The following is a 19,007-nucleotide window of genomic DNA, read 5'->3' on the forward strand; positions in this document are numbered from 1 at the left end:
GGGTGACCGACACCGACCACGCCGCGCCTGGGCGTCGCGACCGCAAGAAGGCGCAGACGCGGGCCGCGCTGACCGCCGCCGCGCTGCGGCTGGTCGCGGAACGCGGCTTGGAGCACGTCACGGTGGAGGAGATCAGCGAGGCCGCGGACGTGTCCTCCCGGACCTTCTTCAACTACTTCACCTGCAAGGACGAGGTCCTCACCGACGATCCGGCACTCGACGGCAACCCGGTCGTGGCGCGTCTGGCAGCCGCCCCCGCGCAGGTGTCGGCGTTGCAGGCCGTGCGGGTCGCCCTCGACGAGTCGGTCGACTCGATCCAGGCCGACCGGGAGTTGTGGCGGCTGCGACTGACGGTCATCACCCAGAACCCCGCGCTGCTGCCCCGGCTGGTGGCCGGCAACAGCGCGACCGAGCAGGCCATGATCGCGGTCGTCGCCACCCGCCTCGGCGTCGGCCTCGACCACGGCCATCCGCCGCTGGTCGTCGCTGTCGCCGGGGCCGCCTTCCGCACCGCGATGCTGCGCTGGGCCGCCGGTGACGACGACCGGCCCCTGCACGACTTCGTCGACGAGGCGTTCGCCGCGATCGCCGCCGGCCTGCCGGATCCGCCGACCATCTCCTGATCCGCCAGTCCCTGCCCCGCGCATCAGCTCCGGGGCCAGTCACTCCGCCACAAACCCGACAGGGAGCGTCAATGACCACCACCGTCCCGCCCGCCGACACCGCCGACGTCGGCACGCGCATGTCGCGTCGGGAGGTTCTGCAGGCCCTTTCCGGCCTGATGGTCGGCATGTTCGTGTCCATCCTCGCCTCCACTGTGGTGGCGAACGCGCTGCCGCGGATCATCGCGGATCTGAACGGCAGCCAGACCGTCTACACGTGGATCGTCACCAGCGAACTGCTCGCCATGACGGCGACGGTGCCGCTGTGGGGCAAGATGGCCGACCTGTACAGCAAGAAGCTGCTGATCCAGTTGTCGCTGGGACTGTTCGTGGTGGGTTCACTCATCGCGGGCTTCACGCCGAACGTCGAGGTTCTGCTGCTCAGCCGGGTCGTCCAGGGCATCGGCGCCGGCGGCATGACGGCGTTGGCCACGATCGTCATGGCGGCGATGATCCCGCCGCGTGAGCTGGGCCGCTACGCCGGCATCTTCGGCGCGGTCTTCGGTGTGGGCACCATCGCCGGTCCGCTGATCGGCGGCCTGCTCGTCGACACGTCGTGGCTGGGCTGGCGGTGGTGCTTCCTGATCGGCGTCCCGTTCAGCATCATCTCCATCGCCCTGCTCCAGCGCACCCTGCACCTGCCGGTCGTCCGCCGCAAGGCGAAGATCGACTGGTTGGGCGCCCTGCTCATCACCTCGGGCGTCTCCACGCTGCTGATCTGGTCGTCCCTGGCCGGCAACAAGTTCGACTGGGCCTCCGGCTGGACGGCCCTGATGGTCATCGGCGGGCTGGTCGTGCTGGCGCTGGCCGTGGTCGTCGAGTCGCGGGCGGCGGAGCCGATCGTCCCGCTGAGCATCTTCCGCAACCGCACGGTGTCCCTGGCCACCATCGCCAGCGTGCTGGTCGGTGTCGCGATGTTCGGCGGCACCGTCTTCCTGTCCCAGTACTTCCAGATCTCGCTGGGCAAGTCGCCCACCGTCGCGGGCCTGATGAGCCTTCCGATGATCTTCGGTCTGCTCGTCTCGTCGACGGTGGCCGGCCAGCTCATCACGAAGTACGGCCGGTGGAAGGCGTACCTGGTGGCCGGCGCCGCGGTGATGACCGTCGGGATGCTGCTGCTGGGCACCATCGACGCCAACACCAGCGTCCTCGTGCTGTCGATCTACATGGCCGTGCTGGGCGTCGGCGTCGGCATGCTCATGCAGAATCTCGTGCTCGCCGCGCAGAACGACGTACCGGCCCACGAGCTCGGCGCCACCACCTCCGTGCTGACGTTCTTCCGCAGCATGGGCGGCGCGATCGGAGTCAGCGCCCTCGGCGCGGTCCTGGCAAGTCGGGTGACCTCACTGACGACCGACCGGCTCGGCCCGGCGGCGACCGCCGGCGGTGGCTCCGCCGAGGTGCCCGACCTGTCCACCCTGCCCGAGCCGGTGCTGCGCATCGTCCAGGACGTGTACGGCATCGCCACCGCGGACCTCTTCCTGGTCGGCGCGCCGATCGCGCTGCTGGCGCTGATCGTCGTGCTGTTCATCAAGGAGAAGCCGCTGCACACCCTCAGCGGGGACGAACGACGCGCCCAGGAGGAGGCGGCCGCAAAGGTCGCGATCCACTGAGCTGTACGACAGCAGTCGGGGGGCGGGCCGGTTGGCCCGCCCCCGCTCCGCGCCCGGTTCCGCGTTTCTCGGTAACGACATGGTGTGAACCCGTTGCCACGTAACGTGAGATTGGGCCGGTCAACGGCTGACGCCAGACGTGCGCCGGGCCGCCACTGCGGCGGCGCCGCTCGGCCAACTGCCGGGTCGGACAGCTCGGCAACGTCGCGGCCTATTCAGCCGCAGGAGGTGTGGACGATGCCCATGCTGTCGGTCTTCGATCCTCGGCACACTGTCGCTCCCCCGGGATACAGCCGCTGGCTCATCCCGACCGCGGCACTGGCCGTGCACGTATGCATCGGCCAGGTCTACGCGACGAGTGTCTACAAGAACTCCCTCATCGCACACTTCGACGCCAGCCAGACGGCGATCGGGGCGATCTTCAGTATCGCCATCGTCATGCTGGGTTCGTCCGCAGCGGTGGGTGGCCGTTGGGTGGAGAAGAACGGACCGCGCCGGGCGATGTTCGTCTCGGCGTGCTTCTGGGCCGTCGGGTTCCTGGTCGGCGCGCTCGGCATCGCGACCCAACAGCTCTGGCTCCTCTACCTCGGTTACGGCGTCATCGGCGGCATCGGGCTCGGCATCGGCTACATCTCGCCCGTCTCGACCCTGATCAAGTGGTTCCCGGACCGCCCCGGCCTCGCCACCGGGCTGGCCATCATGGGGTTCGGCGGCGGCGCCCTGGTCGCCGGCCCGCTCGCGCGCCAACTGCTCTCCCTCTACGACTCCGGCTACAACCCCAACAACCCGGCCGCCGTGGCGTCGGGCAACGCCCTCGTGGCGCTCTTCGTCACGTTCGGCATCGGCTATTTCGTGATCATGATGTTCGGCCCGTTCAACGTCCGGGTTCCGGCGCCGGACTGGCGGCCCGCCGGGTTCGACCCCGCGAGCGTCGCCGCCAAACCTCTGGTGACAACGGCGAGCGTGTCCGCGTCGAACGCGGTGCGCACCCGGTCGTTCTGGTTGCTGTGGATCGTGCTGTTCTGCAACGTCACAGCGGGCATCGGCATCCTGGAGCAGGCCAGCCCGATGATCCAGGACTTCTTCCGGGACAACGGGACCGCCACCACGGTCTCGGTGACGGCGGCGGCCGGTTTCGTGGGAGTGCTGTCGCTGTTCAACATGGCTGGGCGGTTCGTCTGGTCGACGACGTCCGACCTCATCGGCCGCAAGCCCATCTACATGGTCTACCTCGGCGTCGGCATGGTGCTGTACCTGCTGCTCGCCGTGGCCGGCCACTCCGCGACCGCGGTCTTCGTGCTGATCGCCGCCGCGATCATCTCCTTCTACGGCGGTGGCTTCGCCACCATGCCCGCATACCTGCGTGACCTCTTCGGCACCTTCCAGGTCGGGGCCATCCACGGCCGGATCCTGACCGCCTGGTCGGCGGCGGGTGTCGCCGGCCCGCTGATCGTCAACGGGATCCTCGACACGCAGGGCAAGCCCGGCACCCTCACCGCGGCGGCGTACCGGCCCGCGCTGTTCACCATGGTCGGCATCCTCGCCATCGGGTTCATCGCGAACCTGCTGGTCCGTTCCGTGCCCGAGCGCTTCCACGAACCGAACCGAGGGCCGACCTCGCCCGTGGCGAAGGCAACCGTCACCGAGCCGGTCGCTCTCGGGCCGAAAAGCCAGCCGCCCGCGCCGCCGCGCGTCGGTAGTCAGACCGGGCGGCTCTGGCTGTCGTGGCTGCTGGTCGCGGTGCTACTCGGGTACGGCATCGTCCAGACCGCCATCACCGCCGCGAAGCTGTTCACCGGCTGACGCGCAGCGGCCCATCGCCGCCAGACCTCTTGCGTCGCAACGGAAGACGCCCCCTTGAGGGGGCGCCTTCCGTTTCTCCGATCCGCTCAGAGCCGGGTCGTCGACCTGTTCTCGTCGAGCCGCTCCCGTTGTGGCACGACCGTGTACTTCGGGTCGCGGGCCGACACCCGTCCCGCTTCGAAGACGCCGAACCGGGTGGCGACCGACGATGCCACCAGGGCGGCGCCGGAGATCGCCGACAGGACCCGGCTGCGTCGACTGAGCAGCGCGGTGGCGGCGCCCACGGCGAGCAGGGCGCGTCCCGCCCTGACCAGCCGGCCGCTGCGTCCGTGCGTGTAGGGCTCGCTGGTTAGGCCCTGCCGCTCCATCTGGTGCCCTCCGCCGAACTCGATGGCCGCGGCGGCCAGGGCGAGTCGTCGCAGTGGGGCGGTCTCCGCGGCCGGTGCCGCGATCAGGCCGACCCCGGACGCGGCGGCGAGCGCGCTGCCGGCGAAGACGAACGGCAGCGACGGGTAGGCGTCGTGCCAGGACGGCACGGCCGTGTCGGCGAGCAGCACCCCGGTGTACGTCGCCAGCGCCGGCGCGGTGGCGGCGGCGGCCAGGCCGGCGACGTTGCCGATGGGCGGTGCGATCCGACGGGCGAGGCCGAGCACACCGTGCTGCGGAAGCAGCGGCGCGAGCTCGGCGACCGCGGCCACGCCGGCCGCCGGCCCGAACGCGGCGAGGATCCAGGTGCCGACCGACATCGGCGAGGTCACCTTGACCACCCGGAGCATGTGATGGAAACGGGCCGGCCGGCCGAGGTCGTGGACCAGCAGGTACGTGCTGGCGGCGACGCCGCCGAGGGCCGTCCAACGGCCCACCTTGCGCAGCCCCGGTCGTCCGGTCAGTTGGGCGCCCGCCCCGATCAGCGCACTCCCGGCGGCGAGGCCGCCGGTGAACAGGTAGCCGGCGATGTCGTACTTCCACACCGGCGGCTTCAGAACCGGCCGGCCGTAGTAGGAGGCGAAGTCGGCCGGCGGCACCGTGAGCTGTTCACCGCCGTGGCCGCCTCGTCTGCGAGGCGTCTCGTCGGTCATGGCCGCCTGCCCAGGAACGCGACCGCCGTGGCGACCGCCATCGTCATCGCCGCCAGGCCGGCACGCTTCCACATGGCCGGCAGGTCGCGGGTGGTCACAATCGGGTCCGGTGGCAGCCCGTACACCTCCGGCTCGTCCAGCAGCAGGAAGAACGCTCCATCACCACCGACGCCGTCGTTCGGGTCGTGCCCGTACAACCGCGCCTCCGGCACGCCCCGCTCATGCAGCTTCGCCACCCGCGCGGCGGCCCGCTCCCGCAACTCGTCCAGTTCCCCGTACTGGATCGACTCCGTCGGGCACGCCTGCGCACACGCCGGCGTCATGCTGACCCCGAGCCGGTCGTAGCACAGCGTGCACTTCCACGCCCGACCATCATCCTTGCGTTGATCGATGACACCGTACGGGCAGGCGGAGATGCAGTAACCGCAGCCGTTGCAGATGTCCTCCTGCACCACCACGGTGCCGAACTCCGTCCGGAACAGGGAACCTGTCGGGCAGACATCCAGGCAGGCCGCGTGGGTGCAGTGCTTGCACACGTCTGACATCATCAACCAGCGAAAATCCGTCCGTCCCTCCGCGCCCGAGCCCCTCCCCGGCGGCTGCGCACCCGGCATCCCCAGAAACTCCGGCCCGCCCGACATGCGGGCCGCCGCGGCGGGCGATCCGGTGGGCAGGCCGGGGTCCGTTCCGGTGTCGGTGCTGGTACGCGCGCCGGCCGCAGCCGTCACCGGGCTGATCGCCGGCCCGTCCGGGTCCCCCTCGAACGCCGGGGTCGCCCAGCCGGCCGAGCGGGGCTGCTCCACGAACGCGACGTGCCGCCACGAGTTCGCGGTCAGCGCGCCCGTGTTGTCGTACGACATGCCCAGCAGATCGAGCCCACTCTCGGGGACGCCGTTCCACTCCTTGCAGGCCACCTCGCACGCTTTGCAGCCGATGCAGACGCTGGTGTCGGTGAAGAACCCCATCCGCGGCGGCGGGTTCTCGTAGCCGGCGTCCGGTGCGGGGTCCAGCGGCCCGTACAGGGCGTTGGCGTGGGGCATCGTCAGGCCTCCTGGTCGCTGCTGCTGTCGGCGACGTCGGTCGTGACCATCGGCGGGTAGCGGTGGACGAGGTTTCCCGACCGCCGCCGGTAGTCGACGACGAGGTCCAACAGGTCCTGTCCTCTGGGGCGCCGTCCGGGCCGGACGTCGCACGTGCCGACCTTGCTCTCCTGAATCAGGACGTTGGGGTCGAGGGTGATGCCGAACAGGTCGTTGGCCGAGTCGCCGGTCACCAGGCCCTCGTAGCCGAAGTGGTACGGCAGCCAGACCTGGTGGATGATCCGGCCATCCACTCGCAGCGGCGTCACGCGGTCGGTCACCAGCACCTTCGCCTCGACCGCCGCGCGGCTGGTGACCAGGTGGGCCCAACCCAGGTGGGTGAGACCGCGTTCGGCCGCCAACTCCGGCGACACCTCGACGAACATCTCGGGTTGCAGCTCGGCCAGCGGTGACACCGTCCGGCTCATCCCGCCGGCGGTGTGGTGCTCGGTGAGCCGGCTGACAGTGAACACGAACGGGAAGACCTCGCTGTGCTCCTGCGGCGGGCTCGGATTCAACGTGTTGATCGGGTGCGTGTACACCTTGCGGGTCGGGTTGGCCTGCTGCCGGTAGAGCGGGTTGCGCACCGGCGACTCGACCGGCTCGTAGTGGGTGGGCATCGGTCCGTCGAGCACGCCGGTGGGCGCGTACAGCCAGCCTTTGCCGTCGCCCTGGAGGATGAACGGATCGTCGCCGGCGATTCCCGCCACACCCGAGGCGTCGCGCTCCGGTCGGTAGGACGGCGGTTTGGTCTTCTCGAAGTCCGGCACGTCGTAGCCGGTCCACTCGCCCTTGTCCGCGTCCCACCACACGTAACGCTTGCGCTCACTCCACGGGTTGCCGTCCGGGTCGGCGGACGCGCGGTTGTAGAGGATGCGCCGGTTCGCCGGCCAGGCCCAGCCCCATTCGGGTGCCACCAAAGACTGCTCCGAGCCGGGTTTGCGGCGGGCCGCCTGGTTGACGCCGTCGGCGTACACCCCGGTGTAGATCCAGCAACCGCCGACGGTGGAGCCGTCGTCCTTCATCTCGGTGAACGACGCCAGCGGCCGGCCGGTGGCCACGTCGTACCCGTTGATCTCGCGCAGCACCGCTTCGGCGCTCGGCTCCGCGTTCGGGCCGTGCGTGGGGTAGTCCCAGGCGAGGTCGAGCAGCGCACGGTCGCGCGGCTTCGTCGACGTCGCCAGCCGTTCCCGGATGACGCGACCGAGGTGGTAGAAGAACCAGAGTTCGGAGCGGGCGTGGCCTGGCGGCTCGACGGCCTTCTCCCGCCACTGCAACAAGCGTTGGGTCTGGGTGAAGGTCCCTTCCTTCTCCACGTGGGAGGCGGCGGGCAGGAAGAACACCTCGGTACGGCACTCCTCGGGCACGATCTCCCCGGTCTCGATCTCCGGCGCGTTCTTCCAGAACGTGGCGCTCTCGATCTCGAACAGGTCCCGGACCACGAGCCAGTCGAGGTTGGCCATGCCGAGCCGCTGCGCGCGACCGTGCGCCGAGCCGACCGCCGGGTTCTGCCCGAGCAGGAAGTAGCCTTTGATCTTGCCGTCGATCATGTCGAGCACCTGCTGGTAGGTGCCGTGGTCACCGGTCATCCGCGGCATGTACCCGTAGCAGTAGTCGTTGTTGGCGGTGGCGGCGTCACCCCAGTACGCCTTGAGCAGGTTGACGCCGTAGGTGCGGGCGTTGCCCCAGAAGCCCTTCTGCCCGGGGTGCGCGATGCTGTCCACCCACTTGTCCAGGGTCGGGTGCTCGGCGTGGTGGGGCATCGGCAGGTAGCCCGGCAGCAGGTTGAACAGCGTCGGAATGTCGGTGGACCCCTGGATGCTGGCGTGCCCGCGCAGGGCCATCACCCCGCCACCCGGCCGGCCCACGTTGCCCAGCAGGAGCTGGATGATCGCGCCGGTGCGGATGTACTGCACGCCGACGCTGTGCTGCGTCCAGCCCACCGAGTAGACGAGCATGCCGGTCCGGTCCCGGCCGGAGTTTTCCGTCCACGCCCGGGCCAGTTCGAGGAACTTCTCCTGCGGGATGCCGCAGACCCGTTCCACCATTTCGGGGGTGTAGCGGGAGAAGTGCCGCTTGAGGATCTGGTAGACGCAGCGCGGGTGCTGCAACGTCTCGTCACGTTCGGTCTCGCCGCCGACAGGCGCGCCGTGCGACTCGTTCTCCAGCCCGGCCGCCGTCTCCCGCTGCGTCTCGCTGTCGCGGGTCGTCTGGTTCTGCGAGTGGCCCTCGTACCGCCAACTGGCCTGGTCGTAGGTGGCGTTGTCGTCGTTGAAGCCGGAGAAGAGGCCGTGCATGTCCTCGGTGTCGGCGTACTCCTCGGTCACGATGGTCGCGGCGTTGGTGTAGGCGACGACGTACTCCCGGAAGTCCAACTCGTTGTCGAGGATGTAGCGCACCACCCCGCCGAGCAGCGCGATGTCGGTGCCCGCCCGGATCGGCAGGTACGAGTCAGCCAGCGCGCTGGTACGGGTGAACCGCGGGTCGACGTGGAAGACCTTCGCCCCCCGACGCTTGGCCTCCATCACCCACTGGAAACCCACCGGGTGTGCCTCGGCCATGTTCGAACCCTGGATGACGATGACGTCGGAGTTCGACAGGTCCTGCTGGTACTGGGTGGCGCCGCCACGACCGAAGCTGGTCCCCAGACCGGGGACGGTGGAGGAGTGTCAAATACGGGCCTGGTTCTCGATCTGGAGCGCCCCCATCGCGGTGAACAACTTCTTGATGAGGTAGTTCTCCTCGTTGTCCAGCGTCGCCCCGCCCAGGCTGGAGATACCCAGCGTCCGGTTGAGCGGTCGACCCTCGGCGTCGACGTCCTCCCAGGTCTCGTCCCGGGCGGCAAGGACCCGGTCGGCGATCATGTTCAGCGCCGTGTCGAGGTCGAGGTCCTCCCACTCGGTGCCGTACGGCCGGCGGTAGCGGACAGTGGTCTGCCGCAACGGGCTGGTCACCAGGCTCTTGCTGGCCGCGCCCTTCGGGCAGAGCCGACCCCGCGAGATCGGGCTGTCCGGATCGCCCTCGATCTGAGTGACCTGCCCGTCCTTCACGAACACCCGCTGGCCGCAACCGACGGCGCAGTACGGGCAGACGGACCGGGCCATCGAATCGGCGGTATCGGTGCGGGCGGTGAGCGCGCGGGACCCGTCGGACTTCGCCGCGGCACCCCGGCCCAGCGGGTCGGTGCCGGTGAGCTGGCGGTAGACCGGCCAGCCCTCGAACCAGCTGCGCACCCCCATTGCCGCACCTTCCCGACCAACCACGCCAAATATGAACACTCTGACGTTAGATGAGGTGTCGGCCCGGTCGCAGCGGGATCACAAACAGTCATGCCTCCCCCAGCCCTTTGGTGCGGGCCGGGAGAGGCATGGAGTACGGCGGTGGTCAGTGCGGTTGGAGCTGACCGACAGGCTGCTCGCCGAAGGTCCGGTAGCGGCGAAGCTCCCAGAACAACCAGCCGATGCTGATGATCGCCAACACGACGAAGACCAGTGAGCCGGAGAACGTGTCCCAGAGGGTGTGCAGGACGACGACACCCAGGAACGTGCCGATGAACCCGAAGAGCCGAGCGACGCTCGGGCTGGCCAGCAACGCCCACAGGGCGCCGGCGGTGAGCCCGGTCCAGGCGGTGTGACCGGCGGGTGCCGTCAGACCCCGGATGAAGAGCGTCTGCTCCACCGCGCCGATGTTGCCCTGCGAACTCAGCAGCGCGCTGAAGGCGTAGCCCATCGTCTCCAGCGCGGCGAACCCCATGCCGGCGGCGATGCCGATGATCAGCCCGTCGGAGGGCACCCGACGCCGATGCTGGGCCACCACCGTGAACAGCAGGATCACCGGGACGATCAGCTTCGCCGACTCCTCGATCAACGCGACGAACAGCATCCGCAGGGTGCCGAGCCCGCGCAGGGTGTCGTACTCCAGGGTGCCGGCGACCACCGTGCCGATCACACCGCCGAAGAACGCCGACGTCACCAGCACCGACGCCGGCACCTGCCACCGCCCGGTCCGGGCCTGCGCGAACGTCAGGAACGTCAGCGGCACCAGCGTCGCCCCGAGCAGGATCAACGCCGGTACGAAGTTCGGATTCTTGGTGCTGACCAGGGTCCGCAGCACCGCCAGATAGAGGATCAGCCCGATGACGAGCACCCCGACCCACGCCCACCGGCGCCAACGATCACCCATGCCGCGCAGTCTGGCGGACCAAGGTTACGAAGACCAGCCCCGGCATCGGGAGCATGGAACTTGTTGGAATAGGTCTGATCGTGATCGAGTCGGGGTGCCGAAACGAGGGACCCAACGGAGATCGACTCATGCCGACCGAGAAAGTGGACTACCGACGCATCGCTACCGAGATCACCGAGAAGATCAAGTCTGGGGAACTCGCGCCGGGTGAGAAGCTACCGTCCACACGCGAGCTGGCCGAGCAGTACAGCGTGCACATTTCAACGATCAACCGGGTCATGACGATCCTCAAGGACCGCGAGCTGGTCGAGGGGCATCCGGGCAAGGGTGTCTATGTAGCTGAGCCTACGCAGTCGAATTAGAACGACTTCTCCAGTGCAGCCCGCCTCGGCTCCTCGCGGTGCGTAGGCTCTCGGCCGTGCGCCCATTGCGGATCGCCGAGACGGTGGTGACGCCGTCGAGCTGTGTCGACGACTACCGGATGTACGAGGCCGCGGCGGTCGTGTCCGACGACTGGGGTGATGGTCGGCGTAGCGACCGACGAGAGCGACGTCGAGCAGCATCTCCTGCTCTCCACCCGCACGCTGCGCCCGCAGACCGTGATGGATTACGGCATCGACATGCACTGCTGTAGGTGGTGCGGCTCCCTTGATCGTTGGCAGCTGAGCTGTTCGACACGCCGAGCGGTGCCCTGCTGAGCTGCCACGGATCGACGTGGTACCGGGAACGGTTATCCGGGAGGAGCAGGTTGAGGAGGACCGCCCGGCCGTGGTCGGCGATCCCACAGCACCAGGCCGGTGAGCAGCATCGCGACGCCCAGCCCGACCATGGCCAACCCCACCGCTGTGTGCGCGCTCCCGCTCAGGTGACCGGCCACGATCCACCCGCTGTCGATTCCGAACGCCAACGGCATCACCCCCTGGGGGATCACCGGGATCCACCCCACCGTCAGCAACCCCAGCGCCCACGCTGTCGACTTGTTCTCCCGATACCACTGCGCGTCCCAGGTCAGCGGAATCACCGTCTCCGGGGGCCGGCTGCGCCGGCCGGCCGCGGCGAGCACGTCGGTCCCGCGTCGGGTGAGACGTTCGTCGGCCAACCAGATGCCGCCCCGCCAGGCCGCGGCGCCGCTGAGCAGACCGACCAGTGGCAGCAGCGGCGCCACTCCCGACGGGCCCCAGATCACCAGGGCGAGCACCGGCGCGGCGGCCAGAAGCCCTGACCCGGTGGCGACCAGCATGCTGACGATGTCCGTGGGGTTGTCGGCCGAGGTGGGGTGCCGCGGGTCGGCCACCGGCCGCACCCGCAGCAGCGACACCCACACCGGCACCGACGCGCCCGCGCCGAGCAGAGCCGGCAGGGTGGAGAGCGCGGCCAGCGGGTCGACGTCCGGCGCGAGGAGGACACCGGCGACGGCGAGCAGCACCCCGATCGGGGTGACCAGCACCAGCCAGGCCAGGGCCCGTCCCCGGACCTCGGCCCGTTCCCCGCCCGGCGTGGTGAGCGGCAGCCACAAGGCGGTGCCGTCCAGTCCGACCAGCCCGGCCGACATCGCCGCCGCGCCGAGCACTGCGAGCGGCCCGGCCCACGGCAGCAGCAGGTGTACGTCGGACAGCAGCGGCAGCCCGGCGAGCAGCGCGCCGTAGACCACCGCGAACGCCAGATACTGCAGCCGCAGCGGATGCCGCATCCAGGACCGCAACTCACGGCCCGCGACCGCCCGCGTCGCGGCCGGCACCCACGCCAGCCAGCCGCGCTCGACGCGCCCATCTCCGGCCGGTGACGCCCCCGTGGTCCCGCGCCCCGCGGCCGGCTCGTCGCCGCGCCGCACGAGCGGGAGCACTGTGGTCCCGCGCGGCCGGAACGGCACGCCCGCCGTGATCATCCTTCGCACCAGCATGAGGTACGCGGCGGCGCAGAGCGCCACGATGCCGACCAGGGCCGCCATCAGGCGCACCCCCTGCCCGGTTGGCCCGGTCACGGCGGCGACCGGCCAACCGCTCGGCACGTACGCCATGGCCCGGACCACCTCCTCCGGCGCTGCGACGAGCAGGACCGACACCCACGGGAAGACCGCCCAGAGCGATCCGGCGACGCCCATTGCCGTACCGGTGAAGATGCCGGTGAGCAGCGCCCCGGCCGGCCCCCCGGCGTGGCCGACGACCTCCAGCGCGATGGCCGAGCCGACCAGCCCGAGCAGCCAGAGCAGCACCGCGCCGCCGGCGGTGACGAGGACCGCGACGGTGCCGTAGCGGGCGGCGTGCACCGGCAGCGCGGCGAGTGCCACCAGCGAGACGGCCGGGCCGATACCGATCGCCGACGCGGCCAGCAGACCGATCGCGGCCGGGACCCCGCCGATCGGCTCCAGCCGCAGGTGGACCGGGCGGACCCGGCCGTGCCCGCCGCCGAGCAGCAGCGGCAGGACGATCCAGCCGAGGACCCACGCCCCGGCGAGCAGGCCGAGAGTGTTGTGGTCGCCGCGGAGCGCGTACCGGATCAGCCAGGCGGCGGCGAGCAGACCGACCAGGGCCGCCACAGTGGGTCCGGGGTGCTCGCGCAGCGAGCGACGCAGCATCGTCGCGCGCATCCGGGCCGGCACCGTGATAGCGCCGAGGGTGCCGGCCAGCCGACCAGGGGTGGCGGGTTCGGCGCTCATCGTGCCCCGGTCAGCCAGTCCAGACCGGCGCTGCCGGAGGTTTCGGCGCCGACCAACTCGACGAACCGGTCCTCCAGGCTGCTGCCGGCGGCGACCTCGGTGACCGGCCCGGCGGCGACCACCCGGCCCTGGTGGATCACGGTGACCTCGTCGCACATCTGCTCGACGAGCAGCATCGAGTGGGTGGACAGCACGCAGGTGCCGCCGCCGGCCACGAATCGGCGCAGCACCCGGCGGATGGTGGCAGCGGAGACCGGGTCGACCGCCTCGAACGGTTCGTCGAGCACGAGCAGCCGGGGCGCGTGCAGCAGCGCCTGGGCGAGGCCGAGCTTCTTGCGGGTGCCGGTGGAGCAGTCGGCCAGTGGGGTGCCGGCGCCCTTGTCCAGGCCGAGCACGTCGATCAGTTCGGTGGCACGGTCGGTGGCCGCCGCCCGGGGCAGCCCGCGCAGGCCGGCGCTGTAGCGCAACAGTTCGGCGCCGGTGAGGCGTTCCGGGAAGTCAAGGCCGTCGGGCAGTACGCCGGTCACCGCGCGGATCAGGCCGCGGTCGCGCAGCGCGTCGTGGCCGAGGATCCGGATCTGCCCGGAGTCCGGGGTGACCAGGCCGACGGCCATCCCGATGGTGGTGGACTTACCGGCGCCGTTGGGCCCGACGATGCCGTGGAAGGTGCCGGGATGTACGGTCAGATCGATGCCGTCCACCGCGCGATGCGCTGCGAAGGTCTTGACCAGGCCACGGATCTCGAGTGCCGGGGGGATCACGCGCCGAGCATAGGTGACCTTGTACCGCGGCGTGGCCCGCTGCGTCACGGTCCACAGTGGCCGGGTCGCTCAGACGACGTGCACCAGCCGGAAGCTTTCGGTCACCACCAGGGTTTCGTCATCCACTGTGAAGTCGGGGTCGCCCAGCTCGGTCCGCACCTCGGCGCTGTGCCAGAACGTCTCGTGTCCCGCGCGCCACTGGGCCACCGACTCGTCGCCCTCCCCCTCGGCAAGGGCGTGTGGCAGGTCGACGTCGGCGAGCCGGATCACCCGTACGTCGGTCAGCTCGATGGCCGCGACCCGCCGGCCGGCGGAGTCCACCACGGCGGACAGTTGACCCACCTCGGGCAGCGGCTCGTCGGCGCGCTCGTACCCGATCAGCAGGCCGGTCGTCGAGGTCTTCGCCCCGGACAGGATCGCGCCCACGAGCTTGTCCCGCAGTGGCCCCGGAAACGCGAACTCGGCAAGCGGAAGATCGTCGAGGTCCATCCGCGGAGGGTACGCGATCCGGTGCGCGTGAGGGACCGTCGGCCATGTCGAGCCCGGCGAGTCACCGCAGGCGGCGGCCCGCCGCGAACTGCTGGACCCGCCCCAGGTCTGGGTGGTGATCTCGGCGATGATCGCAATCTGCGCCAACGCCAGCAGCCGGTCATCTGATTGTCGGGCCCGGCCCCGGTCACCGGGGCGGTGACCAGTGCTCCGGTCAGCCGCCGGTGGTGGCCGCCTGGATTCCCGACACGCAGTACACGTCGCCGGAGTTCGCGGAGTGCGGCAGGTCGCGCAGGTGTGTCGTCAGGTCGGTCGCGGGCATCCAACGGTGGAAGGTCATCGACTTGTCGTCGCCCAACGCGACGTCGAAGCCGTCGAAGCCGAGCACGGTCAGGCGATCGAGGCATCGGTAGGCAACCGGACGCGCGATGGTGGTGAACTCGAACGACAGCGCGGGCAGCGGACGGCTCAGGCCGGCCAGCACCTCGTCCTCGAAACCCTCAACGTCGATCTTGGCGAAGGCCGGCACGCCGTACGTCTCGATCAGCGCGTCGACGGTGACCACCGGGACCTCGATGTCGGCATCCCACACCTCGCCCTCCCACCCGCCCGCGCCCTTCGCCGCCCGCACGAAGTCGGGTGAGGCGGTCGACACGGTGGGGTTGGCGGAGTTGACGTGCAACCGGGTGCGCCCCGGCAGCGCGCCACACGCGGCGTCGACAACTGTCACCTGGTCGTCGTCGGCGTAGATCGCCCGCAGGGCGCGCAGACACAGCGGCTGCGGTTCCACGGCGACGACCCGGGCGCCGATGCGACGGAAGCTGCCGATGTGGTCGCCCACGTGGGAGCCGATGTCGAAGACGAGGTCCCCACTCCTGACGAAGCGGGAGTAGAAGGCGTCCATCCTCGCGTCCCGCTCGGGGTCGCCGTAGTAGACGTCCAGCGACCGGTGCAGCAGGGACAGTGCCGGGTCGGTCCGGAGCGCGGCGATCCTGGTGTTGGTGGTAGCCGTCATCTGTCTGGGTCCAGTCCGTGAGAGAGGTGGCCGGGTTACGGTCCGAAAGCGGTCAGGAACCGGTCCCGGAAGGCGTCCATCCGCCAGACCGGCGCCTGCGGCCCGGGCTTCAGCCCGTCCTGCCAGCCCCACCCGGAGATCCGGTCCAACACGGCCCGATCACGGGTGACGATCGAGATCGGCACGTCGTGGCTGGCGTTCTCGCCGGTGACGACAGCGGCGGGTTGGTGGTCACCGAGGAAGATGAACACGAGGTCGTCGTCTCCGTAGGTCCGCACGTAGGAGATGAGCGCCCCGAGGGTGTACTCGATGGACTTGCGATAGTCCGCCCGGATCTGGCCGGTGTTGCGGCGCTTCTCGTCCGACCTGTCCGCGCCGGCCCCACGGTAGACCGCGCCGTCGTCGACTTCGGCCCAGTCGAGCAGCGGCGGGACGGGCGTCCAGGGCGCGTGACTCGACACCAGCGCCAGCTCGGTCATCACGTTGCCGTCGCGCTTCGCCTGCTCCAGGCGCTGCCAGCTGGCCAGGGTGTACTGGTCGGGCGGGGTGCCGAAGCTGAACTTCGGGCCACGGTACGCGAGCGTCTTGGCGTCGTAGAACCGGTCGTAGCCGAAGAAGGAACCCTCCGGCCATGCCCTGGTGACGGCAGGCATCACGCCGACGGTCTGCCAGTTCGCCCGTCGGAAGGCGCCGTTGAGGGTCATCCGGTCGCTGGCCAGCAGGGTGCGGTGCCGCTGGTCGTTGTCGATCCAGAGGCCGGAGAGCAGCGTGTCGTGCGCGAGCCAACTGCCGCCACCGAAGGTCGGCGAGGTGAGGAAGCCGCTCTGCGCGGCGAAACCCGCCGCGCCCAGCTCGCTGGTGCCGCGGTCGAGGACCGCGCCGACCTGCGGCGCGAACTCCGGGTCCTCAACGGCGTCCCGGCCGTAGCTCTCCACGAAGGCGACGACCACGTTCTTGCCGCGCAGCGCGGTCAGTAGCTGGTCACCCGGGGTGTCGCCGAACCTGTCAGCCTCAATCAGCGCGCCGAACGTCTCGCGGTCGTCGAGGCGCAGGCGCACCTGGAAGCCGTGACCGTTGGCCAGGGTGGTCGCGGACGTGTCGGCGACCGGCACGCCCTCGACGACCCGCACGTTGAACGCGGCACAGGCCACCCAGACCACAACCAGCGCGGCCACGATCCGGGTGGTCCCGGTGCGGTGCCGGACCACCAGCCGCCGCAGTCGCCGCATCGACAGCGTGACCAGCGTGGGCAGGCCCACGAACACCAGCGCCAGGGTGATGGCGACGCCGATGGCGGCGGGTCGACCGTACGACTCGCTGAGGAAGGCGAACCCCTCGTCGAGGAGCGCCCAGTCGAGCACCGGGTCGAACGCCCGGCTCAGCGCGGCGGTGAACCCCAGGTCGAGCAGCTTCAACAGGCCGAGCAGGCCGAGGGCCACGCCGGCCAGCGTCGCGACCAGTCGGCTGCCACGAGACGGCAGGGCGAGCAGGAGGGCCACGACCAGTAGCGCCTCCAGAGGGATCCGCGCGAACGCCGCCGGGCTGAGCCGGCCGAAGTCGTACGGCACGGTGAGGACGAGCAGCACGAGCAGCGCGGCCAGTACTGTCGTCAGCCGGGCGGCGACGGAGCGTTTCGGCCGATCCTGCACGTCGGTGCCGCCGGCGGTGCCGTCCGAGACTTCGCCTCTCATCGGTCTCCGTCCCTGGCTCGGCAGCTGACGTACGCGCGTCAAGAGCGACAACCCGGGCATCCTTCCATGATCTTCGTGGGGGGCGGGATCCGGGCGGCTCAGACGCGGGCGATGCCACGCCGGGCCACGGCGACCGTGGGGCGGTCCGACCAGGGCAGCGCATCCGTCCGACCCGAGCCCAGCGCCGCCGCGGCGCTCGGGGCGCTGTGGCTCACCGGGCTGCTCGCGTGGACGACCGCGACCGGGGCGTCGTGGATGTCCGGGACGTGTCGGCTGTCCGGGGCGTCGTGGACGACGGTGTGACGGAGGCGACGGGTCGTCCAGCACCACGCGACGTCACGCCCGAACGACTCGACCAGAAGCGCCAGTGACGCCAGCAGCACGACGGTCGTCAGCGGCCCGGGCAGCGCGTCGCCCATCGCCACCGTCAGCACCACGCCCTGGATGGCGGCGACGACCTTGCGCCAGTAGCGCGGCGGCAGGGATCCGCGCATCCACCCCAGCACCCAGCTCGCGGCGACGAAGACGTACCGCATCGCGCCGATCACGAGCACCCAGCCACCCACCGCGGGGGCCACGTGCAGGCAGAGGACCAGGACCAGGAAGGAGTCGATCTCCATGTCGAAGCGCGCGCCGAGCTCGCTGGTGGTCCCGGTGCGGCGTGCCGTGTACCCGTCCACGGCGTCGAGGGCCAACGCCACGCTGGTGAGGACGACCATCAGGGTGATCGGCGCCGACCGGCCGAACGAGTCGGCGGCCAGGGCCGTCACGCCGCCGACGAGGATCGCCCGGCTCAGGGTCACCCGGTCGGCCGGGCTGAGCGCACCCGCGCCCGAGCGGGACATTCCCCGGCTGAGCAGGGCGCACAGGACCACCCCGTACGCCAGCCCCGCCACCCAGCCCGCCGTGCCCAGACCGACTGTCTCCGCCAGCACCGCCAGCAGGACGATCTGCACGAGCAGTCCGATGACCGGACCAGTTCGAACCGTTGACATCGTGCCTCCGTGACTCTGGTGGGTGACCCTGACCGTCATCACGGAAAATATGACCGATCGGTTCATTCTGAACGCGACCCGGCAGGGTGCCACGGAGGGACGTGCCCCTTCGGCGACCGGTTAATCGTCCATCGTGGGCGGCCCGTCGTCGGCTGACCGGTGAGGGTGTCGATCGTCCCGTACGGGTCAGGGCGTCGGCAGGGTGAGCACGTCCGCACCGTCGTCGGTGATGGCGATGGTGTGCTCGCTGTGCGCCGTCCGGCAGCCCGTCGCGCTGCGGAGGGTCCAGCCATCGGAATCGGTGACGAGCGTGGCGGTGTTCGCCATCACCCACGGCTCCAGCGCCAGCAGCAGCCCCGGGCGTAGCCGGTAGCCGCGACCGGGGCGCCCGGTGTTGGAGACGTGCGGGTCCTGGTGCATCGTCGATCCGACGCCGTGGCCGCCGAACTCCGTGTTGACCGAGTATCCCGCCGCCTTGAGGACCGAGCCGATCGCGTGGGAGATGTCACCGATGGGGACGCCGGGGCCGGCGGCGGCGATCCCCGCCTGCAAGGCGCGCTCGGTCGCCTCGATCAGCGCGACGCTCTCCGGGGGCCGCACGTCGCCCACGATGAAGCTGATGGCCGAGTCCGCGACGACTCCACCCTGGGAGACGGCGAGGTCGAGCGAGAGCAGATCGCCCTCGGCGAGCGGGTAGTCGTACGGCAACCCGTGCAGCACGGCGTCATTCACCGAGGTGCAGATGTAGTGCCCGAACGGCCCGCGCCCGAAGGACGGCTCATAGTCGACGTAGCAGGACTGCGCCCCGGCCTCGGTGATCATGGCCTGCGCCCACCGGTCGATGTCCAGGAGGTTGGTGCCGACCACGCAGCGGCTCTTCAGCGTCTGCAGGATGCCGGCAACCAGCGCGCCGGTGTCCTTCGCTCGCAGCACGTCGGTGGGGCTCAGGATCTCGATCATGCGGCGCCTTCCTCGGACCACC

Annotated in this window: 15 protein-coding genes and 1 pseudogene; 5 read left to right on the forward strand and 11 right to left on the reverse strand. The window is 70.4% G+C overall.

Going from position 1 to position 19,007, the window contains the following annotated elements; all coding sequences use genetic code 11:
* Positions 1 to 2: 2 nt before the first annotated feature.
* From ACIA47_RS02360 to ACIA47_RS02370, 3 genes are all read left to right on the forward strand, one after another.
* A complete protein-coding gene (locus ACIA47_RS02360) occupies positions 3 to 623 on the forward strand; it encodes a TetR family transcriptional regulator (RefSeq protein ID WP_396704777.1) in 621 nt (206 codons plus the stop codon).
* A gap of 71 nt (positions 624 to 694) precedes the next feature.
* Positions 695 to 2,275, forward strand: coding sequence for an MDR family MFS transporter (locus ACIA47_RS02365; protein WP_091399235.1), 1,581 nt, complete (start codon positions 695 to 697; stop codon positions 2,273 to 2,275).
* Positions 2,276 to 2,518: 243 nt separating this feature from the next.
* Positions 2,519 to 4,078, forward strand: coding sequence for an OFA family MFS transporter (locus ACIA47_RS02370; RefSeq protein WP_396705333.1), 1,560 nt, complete (start codon positions 2,519 to 2,521; stop codon positions 4,076 to 4,078).
* An 86-nt stretch (positions 4,079 to 4,164) separates the two neighbouring features.
* On the opposite strand, the gene nrfD is transcribed toward ACIA47_RS02370, so the two are convergent.
* The 4 genes from nrfD to ACIA47_RS02390 form a co-directional block, all read right to left on the reverse strand.
* On the reverse strand, positions 4,165 to 5,157 hold the full coding sequence (nrfD, locus tag ACIA47_RS02375) for an NrfD/PsrC family molybdoenzyme membrane anchor subunit (RefSeq protein WP_396704780.1): 993 nt from the start codon (positions 5,155 to 5,157) through the stop codon (positions 4,165 to 4,167).
* Positions 5,154 to 6,197 carry a 4Fe-4S dicluster domain-containing protein gene (locus ACIA47_RS02380; RefSeq protein WP_396704783.1) on the reverse strand — a complete coding sequence of 348 codons (1,044 nt, stop codon included), beginning with the start codon at positions 6,195 to 6,197 and terminating at the stop codon, positions 5,154 to 5,156. The genes nrfD and ACIA47_RS02380 overlap by 4 nt, the downstream gene beginning before the upstream one ends.
* Positions 6,198 to 6,199: 2 nt before the next feature.
* Positions 6,200 to 9,475, reverse strand: coding sequence for a formate dehydrogenase (gene fdh, locus ACIA47_RS02385; protein WP_396704785.1), 3,276 nt, complete (start codon positions 9,473 to 9,475; stop codon positions 6,200 to 6,202).
* 145 nt (positions 9,476 to 9,620) lie between these two features.
* Complete coding sequence (locus ACIA47_RS02390) at positions 9,621 to 10,418, reverse strand: PrsW family intramembrane metalloprotease (protein WP_396704787.1); 798 nt, start codon at positions 10,416 to 10,418, stop codon at positions 9,621 to 9,623.
* 128 nt (positions 10,419 to 10,546) lie between these two features.
* Between ACIA47_RS02390 and ACIA47_RS02395 the strand changes: the two genes are divergently transcribed.
* On the forward strand, positions 10,547 to 10,780 hold the full coding sequence (locus ACIA47_RS02395) for a GntR family transcriptional regulator (protein ID WP_091399254.1): 234 nt from the start codon (positions 10,547 to 10,549) through the stop codon (positions 10,778 to 10,780).
* A 368-nt stretch (positions 10,781 to 11,148) separates the two neighbouring features.
* Here ACIA47_RS02395 and ACIA47_RS02400 read toward each other — a convergent pair whose 3' ends face one another.
* From ACIA47_RS02400 to ACIA47_RS02410, 3 genes are all read right to left on the reverse strand, one after another.
* Positions 11,149 to 13,074 carry a hypothetical protein gene (locus tag ACIA47_RS02400; protein WP_396704790.1) on the reverse strand — a complete coding sequence of 642 codons (1,926 nt, stop codon included), beginning with the start codon at positions 13,072 to 13,074 and terminating at the stop codon, positions 11,149 to 11,151.
* Positions 13,071 to 13,835 carry an ABC transporter ATP-binding protein gene (locus ACIA47_RS02405; RefSeq protein ID WP_396704792.1) on the reverse strand — a complete coding sequence of 255 codons (765 nt, stop codon included), beginning with the start codon at positions 13,833 to 13,835 and terminating at the stop codon, positions 13,071 to 13,073. The genes ACIA47_RS02400 and ACIA47_RS02405 overlap by 4 nt, the downstream gene beginning before the upstream one ends.
* Before the next feature lie 69 nt (positions 13,836 to 13,904).
* Complete coding sequence (locus ACIA47_RS02410) at positions 13,905 to 14,324, reverse strand: ASCH domain-containing protein (protein WP_396704794.1); 420 nt, start codon at positions 14,322 to 14,324, stop codon at positions 13,905 to 13,907.
* Positions 14,325 to 14,364: 40 nt separating this feature from the next.
* On the opposite strand from ACIA47_RS02410, the pseudogene ACIA47_RS02415 reads away from it, so the two are divergent.
* Positions 14,365 to 14,526, forward strand: a pseudogene (locus tag ACIA47_RS02415) (NUDIX domain-containing protein); the annotation flags it as partial.
* A 12-nt stretch (positions 14,527 to 14,538) separates the two neighbouring features.
* Here ACIA47_RS02415 and ACIA47_RS02420 read toward each other — a convergent pair.
* The 4 genes from ACIA47_RS02420 to map all read right to left on the reverse strand — a co-directional run bounded on the left by ACIA47_RS02420 (position 14,539) and on the right by map (position 18,985).
* A complete protein-coding gene (locus ACIA47_RS02420) occupies positions 14,539 to 15,339 on the reverse strand; it encodes an FkbM family methyltransferase (protein ID WP_396704796.1) in 801 nt (266 codons plus the stop codon).
* A 35-nt stretch (positions 15,340 to 15,374) separates the two neighbouring features.
* On the reverse strand, positions 15,375 to 17,030 hold the full coding sequence (locus ACIA47_RS02425) for a sulfatase-like hydrolase/transferase (protein ID WP_238410503.1): 1,656 nt from the start codon (positions 17,028 to 17,030) through the stop codon (positions 15,375 to 15,377).
* A 98-nt stretch (positions 17,031 to 17,128) separates the two neighbouring features.
* Positions 17,129 to 18,025: a CDP-alcohol phosphatidyltransferase family protein gene (locus tag ACIA47_RS02430; protein ID WP_203118819.1), complete on the reverse strand. Its 897-nt coding sequence runs from the start codon at positions 18,023 to 18,025 to the stop codon at positions 17,129 to 17,131.
* 186 nt (positions 18,026 to 18,211) lie between these two features.
* Positions 18,212 to 18,985 (reverse strand): type I methionyl aminopeptidase, encoded by a 774-nt coding sequence (map, locus tag ACIA47_RS02435; protein WP_203118817.1) that lies wholly within the window; start codon positions 18,983 to 18,985, stop codon positions 18,212 to 18,214.
* Positions 18,986 to 19,007 lie beyond the last annotated feature (22 nt).

The sequence above is a fragment of the Micromonospora sp. NPDC051227 genome (assembly GCF_044455385.1).
Taxonomy (GTDB): domain Bacteria; phylum Actinomycetota; class Actinomycetes; order Mycobacteriales; family Micromonosporaceae; genus Micromonospora.